General features: G+C 33.6%; 33 protein-coding genes and 1 riboswitch. Of the genes, 6 read left to right on the plus strand and 27 right to left on the minus strand.

The window, feature by feature from the left end; all coding sequences use genetic code 11:
* Window positions 1–20 precede the first annotated feature (20 nt).
* Window positions 21–725 carry a TRM11 family SAM-dependent methyltransferase gene (locus H8707_RS14670; protein WP_394354680.1) on the plus strand — a complete coding sequence of 235 codons (705 nt, stop codon included), beginning with the start codon at window positions 21–23 and terminating at the stop codon, window positions 723–725.
* 85 nt (window positions 726–810) lie between these two features.
* On the opposite strand, the gene H8707_RS14675 is transcribed toward H8707_RS14670, so the two are convergent.
* From H8707_RS14675 to H8707_RS14685, 3 genes are all read right to left on the minus strand, one after another.
* On the minus strand, window positions 811–1815 hold the full coding sequence (locus H8707_RS14675; protein WP_262430900.1) for a D-alanine--D-alanine ligase family protein: 1005 nt from the start codon (window positions 1813–1815) through the stop codon (window positions 811–813).
* Between the two features lie 114 nt (window positions 1816–1929).
* Window positions 1930–2304, minus strand: a complete 375-nt coding sequence (locus H8707_RS14680; protein ID WP_262430901.1) for a metallopeptidase family protein — start codon at window positions 2302–2304, stop codon at window positions 1930–1932.
* 35 nt (window positions 2305–2339) lie between these two features.
* The gene (locus tag H8707_RS14685; RefSeq protein ID WP_262430902.1) at window positions 2340–3086 is read right to left on the minus strand and encodes a sugar phosphate isomerase/epimerase family protein; all 747 of its coding nucleotides are present in this window, start codon (window positions 3084–3086) and stop codon (window positions 2340–2342) included.
* 118 nt (window positions 3087–3204) lie between these two features.
* Between H8707_RS14685 and H8707_RS14690 the strand changes: the two genes are divergently transcribed.
* Genes H8707_RS14690 through H8707_RS14710 form a run of 5 tightly spaced genes read left to right on the plus strand, consistent with a single transcriptional unit; the run spans window position 3205 to window position 7788 of the window.
* On the plus strand, window positions 3205–4128 hold the full coding sequence (locus H8707_RS14690; protein ID WP_262430903.1) for a carbohydrate kinase family protein: 924 nt from the start codon (window positions 3205–3207) through the stop codon (window positions 4126–4128).
* 5 nt (window positions 4129–4133) lie between these two features.
* On the plus strand, window positions 4134–5051 hold the full coding sequence (locus H8707_RS14695) for a pseudouridine-5'-phosphate glycosidase (protein ID WP_262430904.1): 918 nt from the start codon (window positions 4134–4136) through the stop codon (window positions 5049–5051).
* Window positions 5052–5111: 60 nt separating this feature from the next.
* Window positions 5112–6221 carry a coiled-coil domain-containing protein gene (locus H8707_RS14700; RefSeq protein WP_262430905.1) on the plus strand — a complete coding sequence of 370 codons (1110 nt, stop codon included), beginning with the start codon at window positions 5112–5114 and terminating at the stop codon, window positions 6219–6221.
* A gap of 15 nt (window positions 6222–6236) precedes the next feature.
* Entirely contained in the window at window positions 6237–6920 is a 684-nt protein-coding gene (locus H8707_RS14705) for a cell division ATP-binding protein FtsE (protein ID WP_262430906.1), read from the plus strand.
* Window positions 6904–7788, plus strand: coding sequence for a cell division protein FtsX (locus H8707_RS14710; RefSeq protein ID WP_262430907.1), 885 nt, complete (start codon window positions 6904–6906; stop codon window positions 7786–7788). The genes H8707_RS14705 and H8707_RS14710 overlap by 17 nt, the downstream gene beginning before the upstream one ends.
* 13 nt (window positions 7789–7801) lie before the next feature.
* On the opposite strand, the gene H8707_RS14715 is transcribed toward H8707_RS14710, so the two are convergent.
* The 24 genes from H8707_RS14715 to H8707_RS14830 all read right to left on the minus strand — a co-directional run bounded on the left by H8707_RS14715 (window position 7802) and on the right by H8707_RS14830 (window position 26156).
* Complete coding sequence (locus H8707_RS14715; protein ID WP_262430908.1) at window positions 7802–8233, minus strand: YkvA family protein; 432 nt, start codon at window positions 8231–8233, stop codon at window positions 7802–7804.
* A 47-nt stretch (window positions 8234–8280) separates the two neighbouring features.
* Window positions 8281–8847 carry a histidine phosphatase family protein gene (locus H8707_RS14720; protein WP_262430909.1) on the minus strand — a complete coding sequence of 189 codons (567 nt, stop codon included), beginning with the start codon at window positions 8845–8847 and terminating at the stop codon, window positions 8281–8283.
* Window positions 8838–9572, minus strand: coding sequence for an adenosylcobinamide-GDP ribazoletransferase (cobS, locus tag H8707_RS14725; RefSeq protein WP_262430910.1), 735 nt, complete (start codon window positions 9570–9572; stop codon window positions 8838–8840). The genes H8707_RS14720 and cobS overlap by 10 nt, the downstream gene beginning before the upstream one ends.
* The gene (gene cobU, locus H8707_RS14730; protein WP_262430911.1) at window positions 9569–10105 is read right to left on the minus strand and encodes a bifunctional adenosylcobinamide kinase/adenosylcobinamide-phosphate guanylyltransferase; all 537 of its coding nucleotides are present in this window, start codon (window positions 10103–10105) and stop codon (window positions 9569–9571) included. Before cobU ends, cobS begins: the two co-directional genes overlap by 4 nt.
* A 12-nt stretch (window positions 10106–10117) precedes the next feature.
* Window positions 10118–11191 carry a nicotinate-nucleotide--dimethylbenzimidazole phosphoribosyltransferase gene (gene cobT / locus H8707_RS14735; protein WP_262430912.1) on the minus strand — a complete coding sequence of 358 codons (1074 nt, stop codon included), beginning with the start codon at window positions 11189–11191 and terminating at the stop codon, window positions 10118–10120.
* Window positions 11192–11205: 14 nt separating this feature from the next.
* Window positions 11206–11475 carry a cysteine-rich small domain-containing protein gene (locus tag H8707_RS14740; protein ID WP_262430913.1) on the minus strand — a complete coding sequence of 90 codons (270 nt, stop codon included), beginning with the start codon at window positions 11473–11475 and terminating at the stop codon, window positions 11206–11208.
* A 4-nt stretch (window positions 11476–11479) separates the two neighbouring features.
* Entirely contained in the window at window positions 11480–12220 is a 741-nt protein-coding gene (cobK, locus tag H8707_RS14745) for a precorrin-6A reductase (protein ID WP_262430914.1), read from the minus strand.
* On the minus strand, window positions 12217–12939 hold the full coding sequence (gene cobJ, locus H8707_RS14750; protein ID WP_262430915.1) for a precorrin-3B C(17)-methyltransferase: 723 nt from the start codon (window positions 12937–12939) through the stop codon (window positions 12217–12219). Before cobJ ends, cobK begins: the two co-directional genes overlap by 4 nt.
* Window positions 12940–13013: 74 nt before the next feature.
* Window positions 13014–14030, minus strand: a complete 1017-nt coding sequence (gene cbiG, locus H8707_RS14755) for a cobalt-precorrin 5A hydrolase (RefSeq protein WP_262430916.1) — start codon at window positions 14028–14030, stop codon at window positions 13014–13016.
* Complete coding sequence (gene cobM, locus H8707_RS14760) at window positions 14027–14782, minus strand: precorrin-4 C(11)-methyltransferase (protein ID WP_262430917.1); 756 nt, start codon at window positions 14780–14782, stop codon at window positions 14027–14029. The genes cbiG and cobM overlap by 4 nt, the downstream gene beginning before the upstream one ends.
* Window positions 14775–15329: a precorrin-6Y C5,15-methyltransferase (decarboxylating) subunit CbiT gene (gene cbiT, locus H8707_RS14765; protein ID WP_262430918.1), complete on the minus strand. Its 555-nt coding sequence runs from the start codon at window positions 15327–15329 to the stop codon at window positions 14775–14777. Before cbiT ends, cobM begins: the two co-directional genes overlap by 8 nt.
* Complete coding sequence (cbiE, locus tag H8707_RS14770) at window positions 15316–15912, minus strand: precorrin-6y C5,15-methyltransferase (decarboxylating) subunit CbiE (protein WP_262430919.1); 597 nt, start codon at window positions 15910–15912, stop codon at window positions 15316–15318. The genes cbiT and cbiE overlap by 14 nt, the downstream gene beginning before the upstream one ends.
* Window positions 15906–16985 carry a cobalt-precorrin-5B (C(1))-methyltransferase CbiD gene (gene cbiD, locus H8707_RS14775; protein WP_262430920.1) on the minus strand — a complete coding sequence of 360 codons (1080 nt, stop codon included), beginning with the start codon at window positions 16983–16985 and terminating at the stop codon, window positions 15906–15908. The genes cbiE and cbiD overlap by 7 nt, the downstream gene beginning before the upstream one ends.
* A 12-nt stretch (window positions 16986–16997) precedes the next feature.
* Window positions 16998–17618, minus strand: a complete 621-nt coding sequence (locus tag H8707_RS14780; RefSeq protein ID WP_262430921.1) for a precorrin-8X methylmutase — start codon at window positions 17616–17618, stop codon at window positions 16998–17000.
* On the minus strand, window positions 17609–18934 hold the full coding sequence (locus H8707_RS14785) for a cobyrinate a,c-diamide synthase (RefSeq protein WP_262430922.1): 1326 nt from the start codon (window positions 18932–18934) through the stop codon (window positions 17609–17611). The genes H8707_RS14780 and H8707_RS14785 overlap by 10 nt, the downstream gene beginning before the upstream one ends.
* The gene (locus H8707_RS14790; protein ID WP_262430923.1) at window positions 18931–19701 is read right to left on the minus strand and encodes a sirohydrochlorin cobaltochelatase; all 771 of its coding nucleotides are present in this window, start codon (window positions 19699–19701) and stop codon (window positions 18931–18933) included. The genes H8707_RS14785 and H8707_RS14790 overlap by 4 nt, the downstream gene beginning before the upstream one ends.
* A gap of 87 nt (window positions 19702–19788) precedes the next feature.
* A complete protein-coding gene (locus tag H8707_RS14795; protein WP_262430924.1) occupies window positions 19789–20841 on the minus strand; it encodes a pyridoxal phosphate-dependent aminotransferase in 1053 nt (350 codons plus the stop codon).
* A gap of 149 nt (window positions 20842–20990) precedes the next feature.
* A complete protein-coding gene (locus tag H8707_RS14800) occupies window positions 20991–21176 on the minus strand; it encodes a hypothetical protein (RefSeq protein WP_262430925.1) in 186 nt (61 codons plus the stop codon).
* Window positions 21161–21619 carry an ABC transporter substrate-binding protein gene (locus tag H8707_RS14805; protein WP_262430926.1) on the minus strand — a complete coding sequence of 153 codons (459 nt, stop codon included), beginning with the start codon at window positions 21617–21619 and terminating at the stop codon, window positions 21161–21163. Before H8707_RS14805 ends, H8707_RS14800 begins: the two co-directional genes overlap by 16 nt.
* Entirely contained in the window at window positions 21609–22286 is a 678-nt protein-coding gene (locus tag H8707_RS14810) for a precorrin-2 C(20)-methyltransferase (protein ID WP_262430927.1), read from the minus strand. Before H8707_RS14810 ends, H8707_RS14805 begins: the two co-directional genes overlap by 11 nt.
* Before the next feature lie 148 nt (window positions 22287–22434).
* A riboswitch (cobalamin riboswitch) is annotated at window positions 22435–22605 on the minus strand.
* A 5-nt stretch (window positions 22606–22610) separates the two neighbouring features.
* Window positions 22611–23561, minus strand: a complete 951-nt coding sequence (gene cbiB, locus H8707_RS14815; RefSeq protein ID WP_262430928.1) for an adenosylcobinamide-phosphate synthase CbiB — start codon at window positions 23559–23561, stop codon at window positions 22611–22613.
* Window positions 23554–24402 (minus strand): cobyric acid synthase, encoded by an 849-nt coding sequence (locus H8707_RS14820; protein ID WP_262430929.1) that lies wholly within the window; start codon window positions 24400–24402, stop codon window positions 23554–23556. The genes cbiB and H8707_RS14820 overlap by 8 nt, the downstream gene beginning before the upstream one ends.
* A gap of 107 nt (window positions 24403–24509) precedes the next feature.
* Window positions 24510–25103 (minus strand): superoxide dismutase, encoded by a 594-nt coding sequence (locus H8707_RS14825; protein ID WP_262430930.1) that lies wholly within the window; start codon window positions 25101–25103, stop codon window positions 24510–24512.
* A gap of 444 nt (window positions 25104–25547) precedes the next feature.
* Window positions 25548–26156, minus strand: coding sequence for an HDIG domain-containing metalloprotein (locus H8707_RS14830; protein WP_262430931.1), 609 nt, complete (start codon window positions 26154–26156; stop codon window positions 25548–25550).
* Window positions 26157–26172: the final 16 nt, after the last annotated feature.

The raw sequence follows: 26172 nt of genomic DNA on the forward strand, positions 1-26172 counted from the left end.
GGGAACCAAAAAATTTTAAGATGGAAGCTACCACTGTTTGGAGTTTTAAAGATAGAGGAAACTGGGCTACACATAATGGTAAGTATAGAGGAAACTGGTCACCATACATACCAAGAAATTTAATTTTAAGATATTCTATGGAGAATGATGTTGTATTAGATCCTTTTTTAGGAAGTGGAACTACACTAATTGAAACAAAACTATTAAAAAGAAAAGGAATTGGAATAGACATTAATCCTGAACCAATAGCGATCTCTAAAGAAAACTTGAGATTTAATAGAAATAATGAATATGAACCATTAATTTATAATCATGATTCTAGAAATTTAGATTTTTTAGAAGATAAAAGTATTGATCTTATATGTGCACACCCCCCATATGCTAATATAATTAAATATAGTGAAAATATAGAAGGAGATCTATCATTATATGATATTGACGATTTTCTTATAGAAATACATAAAGTTGCTAAAGAATTATTCCGCGTACTAAAAAACAATAAATACTGTGCCATCCTTATAGGAGATACAAGAAGAAATAAGCACATGATACCCTTAGGATTTTATGTAATGCAAGAATTCTTAAATGTCGGCTTTGTTTTAAAGGAAAGTATCATAAAGGAACAGCATAACTGCCAAGCTACTGGATTTTGGTATAAAAAGAGTATTGATCATAACTTCTTACTTATTGCTCATGAATATTTGTTCGTATTTAGAAAACCTTAATCTCTTTTACCTAATCACATGGATTTTTTAGAGTCTGTAAAACATTAAGGCACTTTTCCGATGTCTCTCCAAAAAAATCTTCTTATTAACTAATAAGAAGATTTTTATTTATACTATCAACTCTACTGAGTCCCATCTTAACTATTCTTTTTATCAATTCATCGTATTTTATACCGGCTTTTTCCGCCATTTTACATATATCACTATTGTATTTGTCTAACCCCGGCAAAGAATTTACTTCTATTACATAGGGAATATCATTTTTTAGTCTGATATCCACTCTTGCATAGTCCCTTAGCCCTAAACTCTTATAGGCTTTTACAGCTATTTCCGACATGTTTTTATATGTTTCTTCATCTACTCTTGCCGGTAAGTGATACTTAACATATTCATCGAATTTGAACTTAGCTTCAAAGCTATATATTTTATTTATTCCCTCAGGCAAATTGGATAGGTCTATTTCCAATATAGGCAGTACTTGTATATCGTCACCATTTCCCAACAATCCTACGGTAAATTCTCTGCCTTCAACATATTCCATAATCATTATAGGAGGATTATATTTGCCTAGCAGTTCCTTTAACTTTCTCGTCAATAATTTCTTATTAAAAACCAAACTATCATTGTGTATCCCCCTACTTGATCCTTCATCTTTGGGTTTAAGAATTAACGGATAATTTAACTTAAGTTCGTCTATGCCTTCCGTTGACTTCATGTAACTAAATCTTGGTGATGGTATCTTAGAAGCCAGAAATATCTTCCCTGATATTATCTTGTTATAAGCAAGCCCATGTGCCAAAGGTGTAGATCCAGTATAAGCAATCCCTTCTGATTCCAATATTGCCGGCAGTTGAGATAAACTTCCCTCTCCCCTTACTCCATTACAAAGGTTAAAAACTAAATTTACCTTTTGCTGTTTTATGTTTTTAATAATGTCCTGATCCATAATCAAATTGATTACTTCAAATTTATCTGATAGTGCTTCTCTTATTTGAGTCATAGTATCCTTATGCTGCTTATCCTCTTGAATTCCCTCTTCTCCGGGTAAAAAAGTCTTTCTAGACTTATCAGTTACAATTGCAATTTTCATTTATTATATCACCTCATACTCTATCATGAAATTGCCACCGTAAAGTTGATATAATAATCATATCACAAATTGCAGCAAATGTGAAATCAGCTTATTTACTGGTTTTTATTATAATTATTTTTCTTTATATCTTCTTAATTTTTTGGCATCCTTTACTTCCAAGTCACGTTCTCCCGCCAAAGATTCAAGATGATGAGTAAATTCATGTAATAGAGTATCTTTAAGCATCTGTCTCAATTTTTCTTTAGAAATACCATAATATACCCTTTCAAATGACCCATAATAAATAGCGATATTTCTCCCCGCAATACTTTTTCTATATTCACCCATGATATAAAGTTTGTCCCTGTCCCTACTTTCAGGATGCAATTTATATTCAGGTAATAGAATAATTCCTTCGTTTAAGTCTTCAAAGAATTCTTTTGGAATCCCTTCTGCTATTTCGTCTAACATTTCATGTATTTCATCTATATCCGGAAAATGATACATTTTTAAATCCTCCAGTGAAAATTATAATACCTATGCTAAAACATTTCTAAATCCTTTTCTAAATTTTCTACTTTATATTCTAAAGAAATTGGACAATGGATTTCGTATTTGTCCAATATATATAATAATCTCTTAACCTCTTCTTCTGTGGGTCGTAAATGTTGATCACTTTTCCCATCATTCGTATGAAGATGAATATAACCAATATAATCTTTCAATTCTTTTACCCAATTTTCAATTGATACACTGCCTAATTTAGCATGCCCTACATCCAAATTTATCTTTATATTGGGAAGGTTTATTGCTTCAATAAGTTCTTTTATCATTATTGGCGTTTCTTCAAATATATTCTCTATCAAAATAATTCCCTTATAGTTTACAACCCTTGCAATTTCTTCCCAAAATTCTTTGCTTTGCTCAACATTTAATTTTCTGATATTTTCTTCATTTAGATGTGGATTTATTTGACTATGAAATATTAAATAGTCTATGTCCAATTCTTTAGCAATGAGGAAAGCCTTAATATATCTTCTTTGACTAACCCTTCTTATTTCTAAATCCGGACTTGAAGGTTTTAAATCTAAAAATGGGCCATGGATGGATTTAATATTATTAAACCCCTTGAACAATTCTTTATATTTAATAATTAGATTATTGACCTCTTTATCTGTCATGTTAGGTTCAGTAAAATCTTGTATTTCGATACCAACTTCTAATCTCTTAATTTCATCAATATTTAACTCGCCTATATGGCTAATACAACTTATTAACTTTCTTTTCATTCCATGCACCTCTCGTAATTTTAAAATATAGTAATTATTATTGATAATTTCCGTTAAATAAGGTAAATTTATATTAGTGTATTAAGCAACCTTATAATATTTAAAGAGGAGGATAATTATGCCCAGCTATGTATGTCTGGTAGGAGGCGTAAATATTGATATTTCAGGCACTCCATTTAGTACTTTAAATTTAAGGGATTCAAATCCCGGTAAAACTACCCTCTCTTTAGGTGGTGTTGCTAGAAATATTGCAGAAAACTTAAGCTTATTGGGCATAAAGACAGAATTTATAACTGCCCTTGGTAATGACACCTATGCAGAGGAAATTCAAAATGATTGTAAAGAAAAAAATATCAGTCTTACACATTCAATAGTTAAAAAACGTGAAAGAACATCTTCATATCTTTGTATCAATGATGAAAATGGTGATATGCATGTAGCAATTTCCGATATGAAGATATATAATTATATTACCCCAAAGTACTTGATTTCCAAACTTAATGTAATAAATAAATCAAGACTATGTGTAATAGATACAAATATTCCGGGGAAATCGCTGAATTTCCTAATGGACAGCTGTACAGTTCCTATATTTATGGATACTGTATCCATTAGTAAAACCGAAAAAATTAAAAATTCAATTCACAACATACATACCCTAAAGCCAAATATAAATGAAGCTGAAATCCTATCTGATATGAAAATAAAAAATAATAATGATCTTAAGGCAGCTTCCGATATAATACACAATAAGGGTGTTAAATGGCTTTTCATATCTTTAGGGACAAATGGGGTATATTATTCTAATAGAGATGTTAATGGAAAATTACCTGCTGTTCTTGCCAAGATAGTAAGCACTACCGGGGCAGGAGACAGTTTTTTAGCCGGTGCGATCTGGGCCTTTTCAAAGGGAGAGGGCATAGAAAATTGTGCAAAAGCAGGGCTTTCTGCATCTAGTATTTGTGTTGGGTCTCCATTGACCGTAAGCAAAGACATGTCGGTAAGCAATTTGGAGGAAATTTTAAAAAATCATTGGAGGTAAAATTTATGGAATTAAGTAATATTTTAGTTATTTCACCAGAAGTTGAAAGAGCATTGTATGAGAATAAACCTGTTGTTGCTTTAGAATCTACTATCATATCTCACGGTATGCCCTATCCAAAAAATGTGGAGACAGCTTTAAATGTTGAAAAAATAGTTCGGGAAAATGGTGCGGTGCCTGCTACCATTGCAATAATAGGCGGTAAACTTACAGTGGGTATAACCCCTGAAGAAATTGACTACTTGGGTAAAAAAGGGCTAAAAGTTACTAAATCAAGTAGAAGAGATATCCCTGTATTGATATCCAGAAAAGAGGATGGTGCCACTACTGTTGCAGCAACCATGATTATAGCAAACCTTGCAGGAATCAAAATATTTGCTACAGGAGGGATTGGCGGAGTACACAGAGGTGCCGAGATTACAATGGATATTTCTGCAGATTTAGAAGAACTCGCAACTACAAATGTAGCAGTTGTTTGTGCAGGAGCAAAATCGATATTGGACCTTGGACTTACTCTGGAATATTTGGAGACGCAAGGTGTCCCAATCATAGGGTATCAAACTGAAGAATTACCTGCATTTTACACTAGAGAAAGCGGATTTAAAGTAAATTATCGTATGGATTCTCCATCCGAAATTGCCGCTATGCTGAAGGCAAAGGAGAGCATAGGATTAAAAGGCGGAACCGTAATTACAAATCCTATTCCCGCCCAATATGCTATGGATAAGGATGTAATTGACAAAGCGATTGACCATGCAATTGACAAAGCAGATAGATTGGGAATCAAGGGTAAAGATATTACACCTTATCTTCTAGATAAGATACAAAAAATTACCGACGGAAAAAGCTTGGAGGCAAATATTCAATTGGTATATAATAATGCTAAACTTGGAGCAGAGATTGCGAAAGAACTATGTAAATAATAGTTACCAATTCACAATTCACTGTTAGTTGTTCACTGTTAGTTAAAGGTGTGAATTATTATGAAAAAAATCATCAGTATAATTCTTATATTTTCAATCCTAATTATTCCTTTGCATTTTTATAGCTATTCTCAATCCGTAGATGAAGAGGCTATCCCGGAGGCAAATGACAATCTCCTCAATCTATCCGAAGAAGAAAAGAATATTTTAGAGGAACTTTTTCTTGTGCTTCAGGATATTATGGAAATGGAAGAGAAAGAAAAGTCAATTGCACTTACTATGGAGGAATTAGAGAAAAATATAATAGATATTGAAAGCACGATTGAAGATGAAACAAATAAATATAACAACAATCTAAATATAATGGAAGAGGTTCTAAAATCTTATCAAAGAAATGGATCTACATCTTTTCTGGAACTAATATTAAGCTCTGATAGCCTCGGAACTTTATTAAAAAGAATCAATGCCTTAAGAGATATATCCAGAAACACTGAAAATCTATTGAACACCATAGAAGAAGGTAAAGAAAAACTTATTGAGGAAAAGAATGGCTTAGATGACGCTCTAAAAGTTTACGAAATTAGACAAAAAGAATTGCAAGACGCTCTGGATAAAAAATTTGCGTTGAAAGATGATTTGGAAAGGAGACTGTCATCATTGAAAGAAGAAAAATCCAAATATGAAGATTATCTAAGGAAATTAGAAACATCTTTTAAGGATATTAAACCCATATTTTCCGACACAATCAATACCTTTGTAAAAATGATTGAGGATGGTAAATTACCTGATGATGTTATAAGCATAACACTTTCTCCACCTAATATCAGAGGAGTAATCAAGGAAGATAATCTTAGGAGTATATTAAAATCATATAGATTTCCTACTGAATTTGATTTATTATTTACAACGGATAAGTTGGAATTGTATATGCCCGATTTAGACTTATATATGGCTGGTACCTTTGAGATTATAGACCCTCAGACCATTAAGCTAAAGGTAGTGGATGGAAAATATTTAGGGTTTACTCTTGAACAAGCATCTATTGAAGAGTTGTTTAAAAATGGCTATCTAATCATGAATTTTAAAAGTTTGTTAGGTAAAAGCAGGATAAAAACTGTTGAAATTAAGGATAAAATCTTAGAATTATATATTACACCGGCATTTTCCTAGATTGGAGGGACTTAATTGATTAAAGCAACCAATGTTTCTTTAAAGTATCCGGATGGTACAATTGGATTAAAAGACATAAATATAAATATAGATACTGGTGAAGTCATATATATCACAGGTCCCAGCGGTTCAGGAAAAACAAGCTTTTTAAAACTTTTAATGGGCATGGAGTATCCAACTTCAGGCTCATTAAAAGTTCTGGGACAAGCTATTTCAAAAGAAAATTCTTCAAATATTAGAAATCTTAGAAGATCGATAGGTCCTGTATTTCAGGATTTCAAGCTTTTAACAGGTAGATCCGTTTTAGAGAACGTGGTCATTGGCATGAGATTTTTGAACTTTTCTAACAATGAGATGAAATCAAATGCATATATGGCAATTAACAGGGTTGGTCTAAAACATAAAACCTTATCATTGGTAGATAATCTTTCATTTGGGGAAAGGCAAAGGGTGGCTATTGCAAGAGCTGTAGCTAGAAACCCTAAACTTATTATCGCAGACGAACCTACAGGTAATTTAGACAGGGTTAATTCTTTAAATATATTGGATCTCTTAAACTCGTTTAGTGACGAAAATACTACTGTTATCATCACCACCCATGCTACTCACCTTATAAATGATAAAATAGATTGTAAAAGAATTAGGATAAAAGAGGGCATTATGACTATTGAGGAGAAATGCTATGAAAGTTCTATTTAAAAATACTTCATACTTTTTAAATGAAATTAAAACTATATTCAAGCTGAATTTATTATCAAATATTTTCTCTATTATCAGCTTATCCTTTATTTTTTTTATGCTTTCATTAGTCATCTCCGGCTCCTCTATTACCAAATTTATGATAAAATCTATTGAAGACGAGGCGGAAATCAGCGTTTATTATGAGGAAGGTTCCAGTCAGCAAGAAGTATTGAATATACAAGAAGAGATAAGGGATATTGACGGTGTAAAAGAAATTTTAAGCGTTAATGAGGAAGAAGCTAAAAATAAAATGAATAAAATTCTGGGAAAAGAATCCAGAATTATAAGCCTTTTTGAACATAATCCATTTAGCCCATATATAGAAGTTAAAATCGATTTAGAAAGTGTTGATTCGATTATAAATGAAATTGAACATATTAATGGTGTTGAGCTTGTAAGGGACAATAAAGAAATATTGGATAAATTAATTAGTATATCCAGCTTAGTAAATATAGTCGGATTGTTTATTGTAGTTGCTGTAAGCATTGCGACGGTTGTCATTACATCTCATATTATTCAACAAGGTATTTACAATAATAAAGAAGAAATAATCACTTTGAGGCTATTAGGTGCCCCTGAGTTTTTTATAACCTTGCCGTTTATCCTTGAAGGAATTTTGATGTCTATCCTATCCGGATTATTATCCATTGGAATGGTAAGGTTTTTAACAGGTTATTTATACTCCCATGTTAATGGAGTATTACCATTTATTGTACTGCCGCCATTTAATAAAATTATATTTGGTATTGGAATTTTTTCTTTAGTTTCAAGCTTTGCGCTGGGTTTATTAGGAAGCTTATTTGGATTAAAGTCAACTAAATCATAGACTCTTATCAATTCTATTTATTATCTTCTTCATCCTCATCTTCAATCTCAATTTCGATAACATTATCTTCTCCCTTTCTCCACTCCTTATATACTTCCAATTCAGCAGTAATTTTCTTTATTATATAGGCTATTACGGCAGCATCATCCAAAAATCCTCCAATTAAAAAATCAGGAATAATATCTATCGGAGTTACTAGATATAAAAAGCTAATAATAACCATAATTATTGAACTGTTTGAAATCCCCTTGTATCTTCCGCTCATCCAGTCCTTCACTAACTGTACTAACATTTTTATATCTTCGATTATGCTCTTTAATTCTTCATTTTCTTCCAATGTTTTAAGGGTTTTAGTAAGTAAATCCCTTAATTTACTATTATCTAAAGAGACTAGCCTTGCTTTTTCACTTAAACTATTGATTATATTTTCAAAATTTATTTTCATTTTTCTCACCTTAATTAAATATTAGATTTATTTTCCAAAGGTTAAGATCATATATAATTTAATTTCTTTATATATTTAAAACCGTCTTCTACTGAAATGACGTTTATGCTGCCATGGTCGATTTTAAATCTATAAAAAAAATTGGGGTCATTAAATATCCAACATAAAGCCAATCTTATAACTCCTTCATGTGCTACTATGATAATATTTTCATTATGCTTTATAATTTCTTCTAAAAACATCCACACCCTATTATATACCACATTCAGGCTTTCACCTTCCGGTATTATATATCGTAAAGGGTCATTTTCCCATGACTTTGTTTCTTGCGGATACTTTTCCAATATCTCATTGTAATTAAGCCCTGCAAAAATCCCAAAATTGATCTCTCTTATTCTTGTATTAGGTATTCCTTCCAGTCCTAATATACCCAAAGTTTCCTTTGTTCTTTCCAATGGACTGTAATATACCTTATCAAATTTAAAATCTTTTAAAAGTTCTCTTGTTCTTTTAATCTGCTCTTTTCCTATTTCTGATAGTTTTGTATCATCTCTGCTAAAAACCTTCGAAACATTATCTTCAGTCTCTCCATGTCTTATCATGATTATGTCCATAAAAACAGCCCCCAAAAAGTTAATAATGATATGCATTCACCTATTTCAATTATAGTACCATAAACATCCCCTGTTAATCCACCTATTTTTTTATATGCTATACAGGATATTATCTCCCCAGTCAATATTGTTACCAATAATGGTATTATATAAGCTTTATTAAAAAATATCAAAATAAAAATATATATAATATGACTTATAATTATGAGTTTCTTGGGATTGCTTTTATTAAATAGTTCTCCAAGTCCCCCCGGTCGAGCACATTTTTTATATGATATTATATAGCTTGCAACAAGTCTGCTATTTGATAAAGAAAAAATCAAAGCAATCGGTAAATTTGGGATATTTTTAACTAAAATATATTTGAAAAAAAGCAAAATTACTATGCCTATTACGCCAAAGGTTCCAACCCTGCTATCTTTCATTATTTCTAAGATCTTATCCTTATCCCGATTGGATAGGAAACCGTCAAAAGTATCCGAAAGTCCGTCGATGTGCAATCCGCCTGTTAATATAATCAATGTAATCATTGTCAAAAACGCTGCTATTTCAATATTTAAAGGTGATATCAAAAGGTACACAATGCTCCCCATTCCTCCTATAATAGCTCCCATTACAGGAAAGAAAAAAACACTGCTTCTAATGTTCTTTTCGTTAAAGTCAACTGGAATATTGATTGGAATCCTTGTTAAAAACTGCAATGCTAATATAAATCCTTTAATCATTTTATTTTCACCGGTATGCCACAGCATACCAAATAAACCTCATCGGACAATTTTGCTAACCTTTGGTTTATCCTTCCCTGAATGTCTCTAAATACCCTAGAAATATGATGCTCCGGAACTATTGAATTTCCTACTTCATTGGTTACCATTACGAGATTATATTTTCTTTGATTGACAGCGTCTATTAGGTTCTTCACCTCATCATATACTGTATCCTCAATTTTCTGCTGCAAACTTGGATCAATATATTCTGCATCTTTACTTAAATCAAACATTATATTTGATGTCAATACCGTAATACAATCTAAGAGATAATTTTTTTCATTGTCAAGTGAGCTGCAGAGATTATAATTGCCTTCATATGTCCGCCACTGAGAAGGTCTATTTAATCTGTGCAATTTTACCCTTTCTTCCATTTCCCTGTCATAAACCTTAGATGTGGCTATATATACCACATCTAAAGTATCTTTATATAAACTTTCCGCAAAAGTGCTTTTCCCGCTTCTGGCTCCGCCTGTTACTAAATAAATCATTTAATCACCTTATTATTCTTCCCTGATATTTACTAAAACATCGCTTTCGATTGATGCTTCACTGAATGTTCCCATATGTTCTAATGTATATAAAGCTGATTCCAGTACTTGAAACGCAAATGGGCATCCAGTGCCTTCGCCAAGTCTCATTTCCAGATTAAATAAAGGCTTTAATCCCAATACGTTCATCATGGAAATTGCTCCCGGTTCATCTGACAAATGAGACGGAATTATATAATCTTTTACCAATGGATTTAACTTAATTGCACACAATGCCGCTGCTGATGAAATGAATCCATCCATGACTATGGGCTTTTTATTCTTTGCCGCAGACAAAAACAATCCGCACATTCCGCCGATATCAAATCCGCCTACTTTTGACAATACATCTATTGGTTCTTCTCTGTTTGGCTTATTTATCTCAATACCTCTTAATATGACATTTTTCTTGTTTTCTAATTGCTCATCTGTTAAACCTGCACCTTTACCGCATACAGTATCTACATCCAGTCCACCCAGAACACTTAAAATAGCAGCAGATGTCGTTGTGTTTCCTATACCCAATTCACCTGTCCCCAGTATATCATAGCCATCATTATATAGCATATCCCCTATCTCAATTCCAATTTCAATTGATTTGACCCCTTCTTCGTAGGTCATAGCACTTGTCTTTGTAAAGTTCTTAGTGCCATTCGCTATTTTTTTATTTATTACTTTGGGATTATCCATGCTTCCATTAAGTCCAATGTCTACCGTCTTTATATCCGCATTGGTGAATTTGCCAAGAGTGGCTACTCCTGTTATCCCCTTTGCCATGCTTTCTGTCAAAAGTCTGGTAAATATCTGAGGAGCAGAGCTTACGCCTTCCTCCACTACTCCGTTGTCACTGCACATTACCACAATTGCCTTCTTGTCTATTTTGTTATGTACGTTACCGGTAATGCCTGCCAACTTTATCGTTATCTCTTCTAATTGTCCCAAACTGCCTATGGGTTTTACAAGGCTGTCCCATTTTTCCCTTGTAAGTTTCATTGCATCTAAATTGTTGGGACTTATACTTTTTAATGTCTCTTTTAATAAATTCATTTTATCTACCTCTATTATTTTTTATTGAATCTTTCTTTGACTTTCTCTTCATTATGTTTCATTATTTTTTCATTTATATAATCGTAGCCTTTAGGTTTATGCGGTATCAAGCAATTGGTACAATCCTTAATGCCATAGTTGTCCACATAATTTCCGCCGCATTCTTCTAAAAAATATAATGGGCAATAGCAGAACATACAATTGAAATCTTCGTCATTTTCCACCTTATGGCAAGGAAAATAACTGCAAGCAGTATTTTTATAATATCTGTAGGAATTTTCCATAATATCAGTCCTTTTTAAATTTTTTTATAATAACTTTTTCTAAGTATTCTAAGCTATAAAAACCATCTTCTTCCTCCCGGTCAATAATTACAGTCCGAATTCCCAATTCTTTACAAGCATTTATCTTCTCCAGAGTTCCTCCCTTTGCTCCGCTATCTTTCATTATAACATAATCTGCATCGTATTCATGAAACATAATTTTATTAAATTCCAGAGAAAATGGTCCAAGTAAAGCCACTATATCTTCCATCTTAATGTCAAATTTCCTGCATTCCATAATGCTTTCGTATGCCGGAAGAATACGATAGATAAATCTATTGCTGCCTTTAATTTTTTCGAAGTCTCCTATATTCTTTGAACCTGTTGTAAAAAAAACAGTTCCTTCTATCTCTTGCAAATAATCATAACATTCTTCATAGGAGTTTAAGCTTATCACATCATTACCATGTTTTGATTTGCTGCGTACAAATCTCAAATACTCAATGCCTAACTCCTCGCTTATTTCTTTGGCATTTTTTGAGACAATTTTTGCATAGGGATGTGATAAATCTACAATAGCTGTGATATCTCTTTGGGCAGCAAATTGTAACATTTCTTCCTTATTAAGTCTCCCAACATATACATTTTCTGAATCTAAAAATTCCCTGCCGCCTTCTGTCGCTATAGTTATTATATAGTTAACTTTGTTTTTTAATCTGTCTACTAATTCCCGAGCTTCTGAAGTACCGCCTATTATCCAAATCATAGTATATTATATCCCCTTGGTGTAATGATCTTATTTCCTATTATATAGGTATTGCTGTTGCCAATAATCAATACGCATAACATATTTACCGTATCGCAATCTACGCTATCAAGTGTTGTAATCTCCATTTTAGTATTTGCTCTTCCTGAGTCCTGAACTATCCCTACCGGAGTAGTGCCTTTTCTATATCTTGATATAATCTCCAATGCTTTCTCCAAATTATCTTTTCTCCCTTTAGACTTTGGATTGTAGATTGCTATAACAAAATCAGCCTCTGCAGCCTTTTCCAGTCTATCTTCTATAACTTCCCACGGAGTGAGCAAATCACTAAGGCTTATGGATGCATAATCATGCATTATAGGTGCACCTAATTCCGATGCGGCTGAGAAGGCGGATGTAACTCCGGGGACTATTTCCACATCTATGTCCCCCGCCAATTCAAGTATCGGTCCTGCCATTCCATAAAGCCCTGCATCTCCTGTGCTGATGATTGCAGTGTTCTTCCCTTCTTTAACCATTTCTATGGCTTTTTTACACCTTTCGATTTCACCCTTCATACCTGTGCTAAATACTTCTTTTCCTTCTACAAGTCCTTCTAGGTATTTGATATATGGGGTATAGCCTACAATCCCATCGCATGATTTTATGACATCCACTGCTTTAAATGTCATATGCTCTCTGCCTCCGGGTCCTATTCCCACTACATACAATTTTGCCATATTATTCTCCTTATCCTATTCTTCATCTTTAGTAAAATATCTTCACTTTTAGTTCTTAGTTCTTCACTTTTCTTTTAATTGTGAATTGATCTCGATACCGCTATGGTAATTCCATTATATATTGATTTATGTTTTATCAATTTACCTCCAAGCAAATATGCTGAAGGCTCTGCCACTGAATACACACCTATGGTATTTTTTACAAATTGGGACTGTGCAAAATTATTCTCTATATTTTTTATCTCATCGATTGTAAATATCTTTAATGAGCAGTTAAAGTATTTCGCTGCTTCTATGATCCCGGCTTCATCCTTCTTTACTTCCACAGTACCGATTGCTTTAATGCTCTCAAGGGAAATCTCAATTTCATTCAGGGCTGATTTAATAGCATTTATTATCATATTGGCTTCTATGCCTTTCCTGCATCCAATCCCTATATTTATATTCTTAGGTCTCAGCACAATATAAGGAACTTCTATTGCAGATATATTAAGCTTAGATGAAACTATTATAAGTCCATCAATATTTAAATTTACATTCTCTAAGCTTTGAACCAAAACCAAATTATCATATTTAATAATTTCACCGTCTTCAGTGTATAATCCTATTTTTTTTCCGTTTACCATCATCGATGTAAGTTTGGTTGTAGAATTCATATTCTCAATAAAATAATTGTTCCGTTTTGCAAACATATCTATGGAATCTATACCCCTATTATCGGAAGCCGTTGTAATTATGGGCATAGCTCCTAGCTTCTCTCCTATCCATTGAGCAATTTCATTTGCTCCTCCCAGATGCCCTGAAAGCAAAGATATGGAATATTTGCCTAAATCATCTATGACTATAACAGCCGGATCTATTGTTTTATGCTTTATAAACGGGTTTATCATCCTCACCGCTATCCCAACCGCCGATATAAAAATAAATCCTTCATACTCTGACCAAATTCTTTTCAATAAGTTATTAACTCCCTCCGGAATTTTAGAACTTGGATAATGGTGGATTTCATAATTGTTTTCATTTGACAGCTTTGATATGGCTTCACCTATTTTGTAACCTTTTTCAGTAAATGAAAAACATGCTAATTTCATTGGCTTCCCTCTCTAAATTTGTGTGTGAATTTAGGATCATAGAGTTTTGATCTTTCATAATCTCCTTCCAGAAAATCTCCTACAAGTATTTGTGCCATCTTATTGATTCCTTTTGCCTTTATTTTACAGGCAATATCTTTGAGAGTACCGAATATTATCTCTTCATCTTCCCAAGTCGCCTTATACACCACTGCAACAGGGACATCATAGTTTCCATAACCTTTAGCCAGTTTTTCAACCACCTTATCAATTTCCTGAATAGATAAAAATATTGCCATAGAAGCTTTATGTTTTGCCAAACTTTCCAAATCCTCTCCTTCCGGTACTGAAGTCCTTCCTTCTATTCTTGTAAGTATGACTGTTTGGCTTATATTGGGAAGAGTAAATTCTTTTTTTATCGATGCACAAGCTGCAGTAAAAGAACTTACTCCCGGAATTACCTCATATGCTATTCCTTTGGACTTAAGAACATCCATCTGTTCCCTTATTGCACCATATATAGTCGGGTCCCCTGTATGAAGTCTTACTACATTTTTACCCTTATCAATTGAAGTTTCCATTATCTCAATTACTTCTTCCAATGTCATCGAAGCGCTATTATAAAAAATACAATCTTCCTTGCAAAATTGTAAATGTTCCTCTGATACCAAGCTTCCTGCATAAATAACTACATCGGCTTTTTCAAGCAATGCTCTGCCTTTTACAGTTATTAAATCCACATTCCCCGGTCCGGCACCTACAAAACTAATCATCTGTTTTCACTCCTTTCACAATGGAGATAGGGTTTTGTCCCTTCATAAGTCCGCCTCTATCCATATATGCACTTTGTATAAGATGAGTTTCTATCTCTTTGTATTTGTACCTTTTAAGTAAATTTAAAGTTTCGTTTAAATTATTTAACGTAATAAAATTGCCGCACACAACTCCATTATTCTCCAAATTATTTTCCAGATAGGCAAAGATGCCTTCAAGTTTTCCCCCACTGCCTCCAATAAAACATTTATTAAATGATATAGCGGCTAAATCTTCAGGTGCTTGTCCCTTTATTACATGAATATTTACATTAAACTTATCCTTATTGGCATTTATCAATCGGATACCTTCATCCTCTCTTTCTATTGCCCACACCAAAGCCCCCTGCAATGCGGATTCTATAGAAATAGATCCTGTACCTGCACCAATATCCAAAAGTCTATCTCCCTTTTCTATCCCCAAATGTCCAATAGTCAATGTTCTAATATTGAATTTAGTCATGGGAATATTCCCTCTGATAAAATCTTCATCTTTAATCCATTTCATTTTCAATCACCACCACCCCAAGTGAAGAATAATCCTCCGGCACTTCTCCAATTTTTATTTTAACTATTTTTTCATCCTCATAGGACAGATTATATCCTATATACATATATCCTCTTATACCTATTCCAAACAATTCACGAGATATATAGGAAGCATTCTTTTCCTTGTCAATTAGCATTATTGTAAGTTTATTGTCCTTTATTTCATTTAAATTTCCACCTCTTCCATGAAGTGAAAGAAAACCTGCATCCTGCCAAGGCTTCTTAAGTTTTGCCATTAGGTATTGAAATGAGGATAATCCCGGCAGTACTTCTTCTATATATACTCCATTTCGTTTTAAATAGTCTACTATTCCATAAAAATTGGGGTCTCCTGATGCCAAAAGAAGTACATCTTCATTTTCTTTTGTATATTCAATTATTTCATCAACTTTATTTACTATTATGCAATCCTTACGCAACGATGAAATAGAATTTCCAATCCTTCCAAAAACTAATACAGATTTAGCATTTTTGATTCTGTCAAGAACTTCCACCGTTAAATATTTAGGATTCCCCGGTCCTGCTCCGGCTACAGTCAGCATATATTTACACCTCTTTCCATGGAATAGATGATTACCTTTACATTTACACTTTCATCCTTTAAGTATCTTCTTATTCTTTCTTCCGCACCTCGTTCCATATGTTTCAGCACTTGACCGTATCCTTCTTCTATACAGATGTTCAGCCCTTCCTCTGCGGTTATTGCTCCGTTTACCTTTTCCAATAAAGAAATTGGTGCACTCATCAATGCTAAATAGTATATAAAAGCTTCCATCCTTCCATCGCATACCCTGCTATGAGTATTGAAAACCCCAATTGAAAGTTTAGCAAACTTACCTATATGCCCAATAAGAGTGATAGACTTAAATCCCCTATTATAGCAATACAAAAGGCTGTCTCCGATATAATTGGATATCTTAACCCTTGGTTCATTGATTCCCAGTTCTTCAGACATCTTTTCACCATAATTTCCGGGAACCAAAACTATGTGATCCAGTCCATATTTTTGCTCTAACATATCCACTTCCATATAGATTGTCTTCAGCAATGCATCTTCGCTCATGGGATATACTATTCCCTTGGTGCCTATGATAGAGATTCCCCCTTCGATTCCTATATTTGAATTGAAAGTTTTCTTTCCTATTGATTCTCCTTGAGGAGCATATATCAAGATATCATATCCATTACTATTTACTTCATTTACCTCTTTTTCAATCATCTCTCTAGGTACAGGATTAATTGCCGCATCGCCTATTTCTCCAAACAAGCCCTTTCTGGTAATCCTTCCAATTCCCTTTCCTCCATCAATGACTATTTTGCCGTCATCTCTTTTTTTCACTTCAGCATAAATTTCAATACCATCTGTATTGTCAGGATCATCTCCCGCATCCTTGATGACAGCACAAGAAGCGCAATCATTCTTAATAATGGGATTATGAACTTCCAGCTTCAATCTAATATTTGCAGGGGTATCTATTTCTATATAGTCGATTATCTTCCCGGTTTCCAACATAACAGCAGCTGCCTTTGCCGCTCCGGCAGCACAACTTCCTGTAGTGTAACCGCACCTTAAACTTTTTCCTTCTTTTATAATATATAAATCCAATTCAGACAACTAAATCTCTCCTTATCTGCCAACAACCATATAGAGCAGAGCATTCATAATAGAAGCGGCAACATTGCTCCCGCCCTTAGTTCCCACTGTTGATACAGAAGGTATATCAAACTGCCTTAAGTATTCTTTTGACTCTTTGGCTCCTACAAATCCAACCGGTACTCCTACAACAAATTTAGGTTTTAATTTCCCTTCCTTAACAAGTTCAAGCACACGATACAATGCTGTCGGTGCATTTCCGATAACAAATATATCTATCCCTTCCTCTACTGCCAAATCCACAGCACAGGCTGAACGAGTGGTTTTTAGCTCCTTAGACATCTTAAAAACCCTGTCATCATCTATAAAACATTTTAATTCACAATTTGTCTTGGATAATGCAATTTTGTTTATGCCCATATAAGCCATCTTTGTATCTGTGAATATCTTTGCACCGGCAATTATTGATTTTTTTGCCTCCGAGATGAAATCATTATTGAAGGCAATTATATTTCTATAATCAAAGTCGCCTGTTGTGTGTATCATTCTTTTAGCAACAATTTTTTCTTCTTGAGAAAAATGAGTGTCCACCATTACCTCATCGATAATATCCATACTTTTATTTTCAATATCCATAGGATTTTTTATATACATTGTTTTTTCTCCTTACCTTTATAAGCTTTTTGAAGCAGGTATTCTAAAGCTTCCTTATTTCCTAAAAAATTAATATGCTGATATACTCCCAAAGCATTTTTATAACTATATCCAGATCCCCATTTTCTTTTGGATATTGGCTTTGAAATATTAAAAACCTCCTCCTCATTTGTCTCCAATATTGAGCGATGAAACTCCTGACCTGTCAATTTAAACCCCTTTTTGCCTAATATAGTATCCTTAGACAATTCTATATTCACATATCCGAAATTTTGCAGCCTTTCAGTCATATATGCCCTGCCCTTTATAATCCCACACATAGGATATTCTTCAATCATATCTGACAAATACATAAGCCCTCCGCCTTCAGCATAGAGGTGACCCATATTTCCCACATAAGCCCTTATTGAATCCATCATTTCATGATTTGATGACAATTCTTCCTTATATAGTTCCGGATATCCTCCCCCGATGTATACTAAATCAGCCTTCGGAAGTTCTTTGCCCTTAATAGGTGAAAAGTATTCTATGGAGCATATTTCTTCTAAAAGCTTTATGTTTTCTTCATAATAAAAATTAAAAGCTTCATCATAGGCAACTGCCACTTTTATATTCATTTTGAGTGGACTTTCAAATCTCTTTATATCTATTTCAGCTGCAATATCAATGATTTTATCCAGCTCTATATGCTTTTCAACTAAATCTGCGGCCCTTTCAATTATATCTTCTGACCGCTTATTTTCATCAGGTTGAATGAGCCCTAAATGCCTGTTGTCAATAAATAAGCTGTCATCAACAGGCAAATATCCCAAAACAGGGATGCCTACATATTCCTCAATCTTTTCTTTTAACATCCTGTAGATGTGTTCCCCTGTTTTGTTTAATATAACTCCTTTAATTCTATGTTTGGAAAAGTCCACCATCCCCTTTATTTTGGGAACAGCTGAGAACATCTCTCCTTTAGGTACATAAACTAAGATAGCAGGTAAGTCTAAATTTGCTGATATATCATAAGACGAATTTTCATAAGTATTTGATATCCCATCAAAATATCCCATAGCGCCTTCTATAATTGCAAAATCACCGCCGATAATTGATAAAGATTCCTTGAGCCCTTCTTTTCCCATTAAATGAATATCCAAATTACCAGCATTTTTTCCTGATGCAATTTTTATATATTTTCTATCTATAAAGTCCGGTCCGGATTTAAAAGCCGAAACATCAATATTCCTCTTTTTCAGCGCCCTTATAATTCCCATGGAGATTAAGGTCTTGCCCGAATTACTATTTGGTGCCGTTATCATTAATCCTTTCATCTCATTATGTCCCTCAAATGTCCAAGAAACATATCCTGAATAGATTTGATTTCTCCAAGTCCTTTTAATTCCACCTGCGTCTCTATGTTATTTTTAGCTAAAATGTTTTTCCATGAGCTTTCATCCTCTGAACTCATGTCATTTGTAGCATGATCTCCTGCCACAAGCATTAAAGGTCTTAATTCTACCTTATCTATAGATCTATCCTTCAATTCAGCTACAATGTCATCAATGTTTTTTTCACCTTCAACGGTGCCTATGAAAATATTTTTATAGCCCTTTGCTTTTATAATTTTCTCCAAATACTCATAGGATATATCTGCTTTATGCTCAGACCCATGCCCCATAAATACTTTAGCTTCTATTCCTTCTGACAAATCCAGCCCTGAAGTCAATCGTTCACAATCCTTTTCTGTGGACAATAAAGGCTTTCCAATGTTAATTATTACACCAGGATTGTTTTTTATAAAATCCCTTGCTTCCCTTAAAAGTTTTTCGTACTCAATACCTTCTATCATAAGCAAAGGCTGTATATAGATGTATCTTATTCCTTGGCTTACTAATCTCATCATTGCTTCTGTAGGATTATCGACTTCTATGCCATCCCTTTCTTTAAGCCTAGATATTACTACTCTGGATGTAAAAGCTCGCAAAACAAGACAATCCGGGTACTCTTCCTTTATTCTGTTTTCAATTGATTCTATACACAATTTTCTGGTATCCTTATAAGTTGTCCCAAAACTTGTTACTATTATCCCTTTATTCATAAGTTTTCAAATCCCCTTTCTGTTATGTACATTTGCAATTCACAATATCTCCTCTGAAGCACACTAAGGTTGGATAAATCTTTTCCTTTAACTGTGAATAGTAATTGCCTTTAAAGCTTTAATAAGCATTTCGTTATCCTTTCTTGATTTAATCGCAACTCTTATATAATTACTGGGTAAATCTATAAAGGAATTGCATTTTCTAACTAAAATTCCTTGTTTTAATAGATTGTTAAAAACATATTCTTCATTCCACTTTACCAATTCAAGCAATATAAAATTGGCATCCGTCTTCTTTGGCAAGATTCCGGGTATCTTTGATAATTCATCCTGCAGATAAATTCTTTCTTTATCAATATATTTTTTGCTTTCTTCGATATATTCCAGGTCTTTAAAAATATATTGACCGGCTGCATCAGCAAAAGAATTAATGCTCCAAGGTAAGGATATCTTTCTTATTTCCTGAGCCTTATGGCTTGAAGCGCATCCATATCCCAGCCTTAACCCCGGTAATGCAAAAAATTTGGTTGCGGCTCTGATTATTCCTACTTCTTCATAGTTAAATTTTTTAAATATCTCTATACTATCGTAATCATGCGGACAAAACTCATAAAATGCCTCATCCAGCAGTAGATAGCCTCCTTTTTTTAAGACCAATTTGTATAGAGCAATCAGCTCATTTTCCTTTATTCTCAGCCCGGTTGGATTGTTGGGATTGCCTAGCAATAATAAATCCCCCTTGGTCAATATATCTTCTATAGCCTTTACATCCAAGGTAAAATCCTTTTTATATGGCACTCTTACAACATCTTTACCATGTACTTTTGCTCTTTGTTCATATTCTGAAAAACTTGGAGTGCATACTATCACCCTATGTGCCATTATCATAAAATCGTCTATGATTTCTACTGCTCCGTTGCCTACCAAAATATTCTCTTCATTGCATTTTAAATATGTTGATATTGATTTTTTCGATTTTCGATATTGAATATCAGGGTATGCCCTTAAGGTTTCAAATTTCTTCATTAAATATTTATCCAGTCCCTCAGGAGGTCCCAAAGGATTTATATTGCTGCTAAAATCTATAAGCTTGCCTCCAAATTGATTTTCGTAGGTAAGCAAGTCTCCTCCATGTTCCATATCATATCTCCTTAAAACTTTTTATGTGGTATAAAATAAGTACAATCTCTGACTTTAATGCTTATTGTTAGCACATTTCCCGGACATATCGTTCGTTTATTTGTCCGCCTTTAAAGGTGCAGAAAAAATGATCTGACTGCGGTCTTACTTCAGCAAGCGCTAGATGAAGTCGGCTTGTTTGAAGAACTATCCAAATATGGGAAATAGCAGAGTGACAGGGGATTAATTTTCCCCGCCTTCTCTTCTTCAATTATTTTTTCCAAACTAAAGTTTTTATCATCCAGCAAATTATTTGCATTATCTGCTATGTTTATTGTATTTAAATCTTTAAGCATCTCACCCAGTGCAGATTGCGACGTCCTTGCCGTAACTCCTTTTGTGCCTTTGAATTTGAGCTTAATATAACTAAATCAGGCTCTAGTGCCAATACCTTTTCTAAGCTTACAGAGCCAAATTTACCAACTATCTCAACGCCTTCTATCTCTGAAATATCCTTAGCATCATCCTCTACCATTCCAACGAGTTCTCCGCCATTTCTTGTCCATATATCTATAAAAGAAGAGAATAAAACAACAACTCTCTTGGGGTTCTTTTTTATACTTATTGATTCACCCCTGCCGTCAACAAATTCTACATAATCGTCCGTAACTTTGATTCCATATTCATCCCCTGTTGAAGATGTGTTTTCAGTCAATTGAGTTTTTGGATTGCAAGCAGTAACTATCAAGGTTAAAAGTAAAATCAACAATATGTAAATTTTTGTTTTTCTATCCCTCATATTTAACCCCCTGATTTGTTTTTCTGGCAAGTATCAGGGATATGTAGTCTTTCTCATTTAATATATTCTCCTTATCGGTTAATATCTCTTGATCCTTCAAAGTGGCTTTTTTAATATATTTATACTCATATTTATTTTCTTCCAGAATATCCAGCAAGTTCTCATTATCTTTTAATGTCTTTAAGATTGCTATCGAATTCACAGATTTCAATAGTTCATCTTCGAGTTCATCACATATCAATAAGCTTTCTCCTTTTAAAGTTAAGGGAGTCTTACTTGCGCAAGCTGCTGCTACAAAGGATGGTATTCCCGGTACAATTTCTATATCTATTGACTTAAGTCTTAATTCCTCCATTATATAAATAAATGTACTGTATATCATGGAATCACCTATAGTCAAAAACACCCCATATTCTTCGTCCGGAATTTCTTTTGAAATGATTTCTGCGCCTTTTGAATAATCCTCTTTTGTAACATGTCCCATTGGAAAATCAATTAATATAAGTTTAGTATTTCCAATGAACTCTCTTGCAGTGTCAACCGCCATATTGCTTCCTTTATTGTTTGGTGCAAAGATTACACCTGCACCTTCTATAATTCTGACTGCCTTTAATGTTAAAAGTTCAGGATCTCCGGGACCTGTTCCTATTCCATATAATTTTTTCATTTGTTCACCTTTCAAATCAATTTAAATCAAAAAAACTCCATCAAAGTTTTGATACGTCGAGGGAGTCTTTAAAATATAAAATCCCTAACCTGTACCGGTAGGGAGTAAATCACATATAATATAAGACTATCCTTCCCTCCGAAGGCTACTTCTAATATTATTTTAGGCAGGTCTCCTGGCTTATGAATCTTCCTACTCTCAGTACCTTCCCGGATTGTTCCAGTGGTATTAGCTGATTTTGTCATCATTTACAGTAGCGGGGGCTGCATGGGATTTTAACCCATTTCCCTTTAAAAAAACCTAAAATCTTTATTAAATTACTATTTATATGCTAACATAATTTAAAAAAATATACAACAGTAAAAAATATAGCAACAAAAAAGCTATTAAAGTCCTATACATTATTTCTATGGTATTTGATATATGGGTTTTATCTATATCGACATCTTTATCTCCAATGGTGGGTTTTTCAACTAAAACTCCATGATAATAACTGCTACCCCCCAATTGTATCCCCAATAGTCCGGCAACAGCACTTTCCGGATACCCACTGTTTGGACTTTTATGGTTTCTTCTGTCTCTTATTAGAATTTTAAATCCCTTTTTCGTATTAAATCTACCAAGGGAACTGATGTTCATTAAAACAGCAGTAAGTCTTGAAGGAATTAAGTTAAAGAGATCATCTGCCTTTGCAGGAAAAAATCCTAAATCCATATATTTATCATTTTTATAACCCAACATTGAATCCATAGTATTGACAAATTTATATACAAAGCCTCCCGGCACGCCAAACAACATAATATAAAAATAAGGCGCTATTACACCATCAGAGGTATTTTCCGCTACAGTCTCAATTGTGGCCTTGATTATTTCATCTCTGTTTAAGTTTTGAGTATCTCTTCCGACAATATACGATAGCTGTACTCTGGCTTTTTCAACACTAATATCAAGCTTTTTTAGGACTTTATTTGCCTCATCCATTAAATTTTTTGCTGCAATACAAGTATATATCAAATATATACTCACTAGATTATAGAGTATTTTATTAGTTTTTATGATATTTAAGATAAGATGTATAGGGAAAAATCCTAAGGATATATTTATAATTACAATAAACAGTCCTGCTATTTTAAGCTTTTTTTTAGATTTAAAGTATTTTCTTATAAATTTTTCTTCCAGTTCAATTATCTTGCCCATAAGCTTGACAGGATGAGGGAAACTATAGGGATCTCCAATTAGAAAGTCTATTATTACCGCAATGATTAAATTAGTCATTTTTTAAATCCATAATTTCATATATATAATCCATATCCAAATTATCCCTCATTGCTTTAGCCAGTTTATTCAGCTCTTCCTCTATTTCCTCATCGGATTGCTTCTCGGTATTGCATCTTTTATCCCTATCAATTAAAGAATCCTCATCTACTAATTCGAGATCAATATATGGTATTACGCCTACTACAGGTATATTTAGAAGTTCTTCTATCATTTTAATTCCCGAATCTAAAAGGCTTTTATCCCCCCTGAATTTGTTTATAATCATGCCCTTGATTCTTACTCGTTCATCAGGTTCCAATAGCATTACAGTGCCATACAATGCTGCAAATGCTCCTCCCCTATCAATATCAGTAACTAGGAGTACAGGCGAATTAGCTATTTTAGCCATACCCATATTTACAATATCATTTTCTTTTAAATTGATTTCAGCAGGGCTTCCCGCACCCTCTATGACAACTATATCATTTTCAGCTTCAATCTTTTTATATTTTTTTTCAATCATTTCCCTAAGAGCAATTCTATACCTAAAATATTCTCTTGCAGCCATGTTTTCGGTTTCTTCGCCGTCTATAACAACCATTGACCCATCATTGGATTTTGGTATAAGCAATATAGGATTCATATCCTGATGAGGTTTTAGTCCGGCAGCCATAGCTTGCAGAGCTTGTGCTGTACTTATCTTTTTACCATCCTCCGTTGTATAGAATTTTGATGACATATTTTGTGATTTAAAGGGAAACACCTTATACCCATCTTCTTTGAAAATCCTCAAAAGTCCTGTAGACATAAGGCTCTTTCCTGCTGATGAGGTTGTCCCTTGGATCATAATGCTCGACATAATTATCTTCCCCCTTGAATTTATATGCAAATCTTAACATAAAAATTTATTTTTGTAAATGAACTTAAAAGGCTCCGATATCTACCGGAGCCTTAATTAACTATTTATTAAAAACTTTCCTCAACCTTTTTCCAATTTACTACGTTCCAAAATGCATCTATATAATCTGCTCTTTTGTTTTGATACTTCAGATAATATGCATGTTCCCATACATCTATACCTAGTAACGGCTTTTTGCCTTCTGAAATCGGGTTATCTTGATTTGGAGTGGATACAATTGAGAGTTTACCACCGTCCAATACAAGCCATGCCCAACCACTTCCAAATCTTCCTAGAGCAGCCTTCTTGAAATCCTCTTTAAACTTCTCAAAACCGCCCAGGTCTTCATCTATTTTCCTTGCCAACTCTCCTTCAGGTTTTCCTCCGCCATTAGGTGACATCCATTCCCAAAAGAGGCTATGATTGTAATGACCTCCGCCATTATTTCTAACTGCAGTTTTAATATCTTCAGGAATTTCGTCTAAAGATTTTATCAATTCTTCAATGTTCATATTCTGTAAGTTTGAATGCCCTTCTAAAGCGTTATTTAGGTTGTCAATATAAGTTTGATGATGTTTAGTATGATGTATTTCCATTGTCTTTGCGTCGATGTAAGGCTCAAGTGCTTCATAAGAATACTTTAATTCAGGTAATTTAAACATACAATCTCTCCTTTAATATATATCAATTTTAATTATTTACTATTATATATATTCCCATTATTCTAATTGATAAACATTATCATTTAGAATAAATTTAAAGTATTCTTATCCCTTATCCTTGTCTTTATCTTTTGTCTTTTTTATTTTTTTCTTTGTCTTTATTTTTTATCTTTGTCTTTTGTCTTTTATCTTTTATCTTTTATCTTTTATCTCTTATCTTTTATCTTTTATCTTTGTCTTTATTTTTTATCTTTGTCTTTTATCTTTGTCTTTTATCTTTGTCTTTTGTCTTATCTTTTATCTTTTATCTCTTATCTTTTACCTCTTACCTCTTACCTCTTATCTTTTATCTTTTATCTTTTACCTATTACCTATTATCTCTTACCTCTTACCTCTTACCTATTACCTATTACCTCTTACCTCTTACCTCTTACCTATTACCTATTATACGTTTCCTTTAAGTCCAATCTCTTCAGCTACTTTTCTCATGCCCTTTATGGTTTCAGAGATTATCTCGTTCAGCTCCATGCCAAGCATATCCGCACCTGTCTTAATAACCTCCCTATCAACTCCTGCCGCGAAAGATTTTTGACCCCACTTTTTCTTAACGGATTTTGCTTCCATGTCCAGTATGGATTTACTTGGTCGCATCAACGCTGTAGCAGTCACAAGCCCCGTTAGCTCATCAATTGTATACAGAACCTTTTCCATCCTCTCAACGGGTTCTACATCTGTACAAATCCCCCATCCATGGCTGATTACAGCTCTGATATAATCTTCCGGCCAATTTTCTCCCTCTAGGATTTCCTTTGTCTTTTTACAATGCTCATCCGGATACTTCTCATAATCCAAATCATGGATAAGTCCAATTATTTTCCACTTTTCTACATCTTCCTCCCCCAGCAGTTCGGCAAAGTGCCCCATCACAGCTTCTACGGATAGGGCATGCTTAATAAGGCTATCACTTTGATTATACTTTGTTAAAAGATCATACGCTTCTTCTCTGGTTGGAACCATTATACATCCCTCTTTCATAATAAATATTGTTTCCATTTTACATTAATAGGCA

The sequence above is a fragment of the Paratissierella segnis genome, from assembly GCF_014385195.1.
Classification (GTDB): Bacteria; Bacillota; Clostridia; order Tissierellales; family Tissierellaceae; genus Paratissierella; species Paratissierella segnis.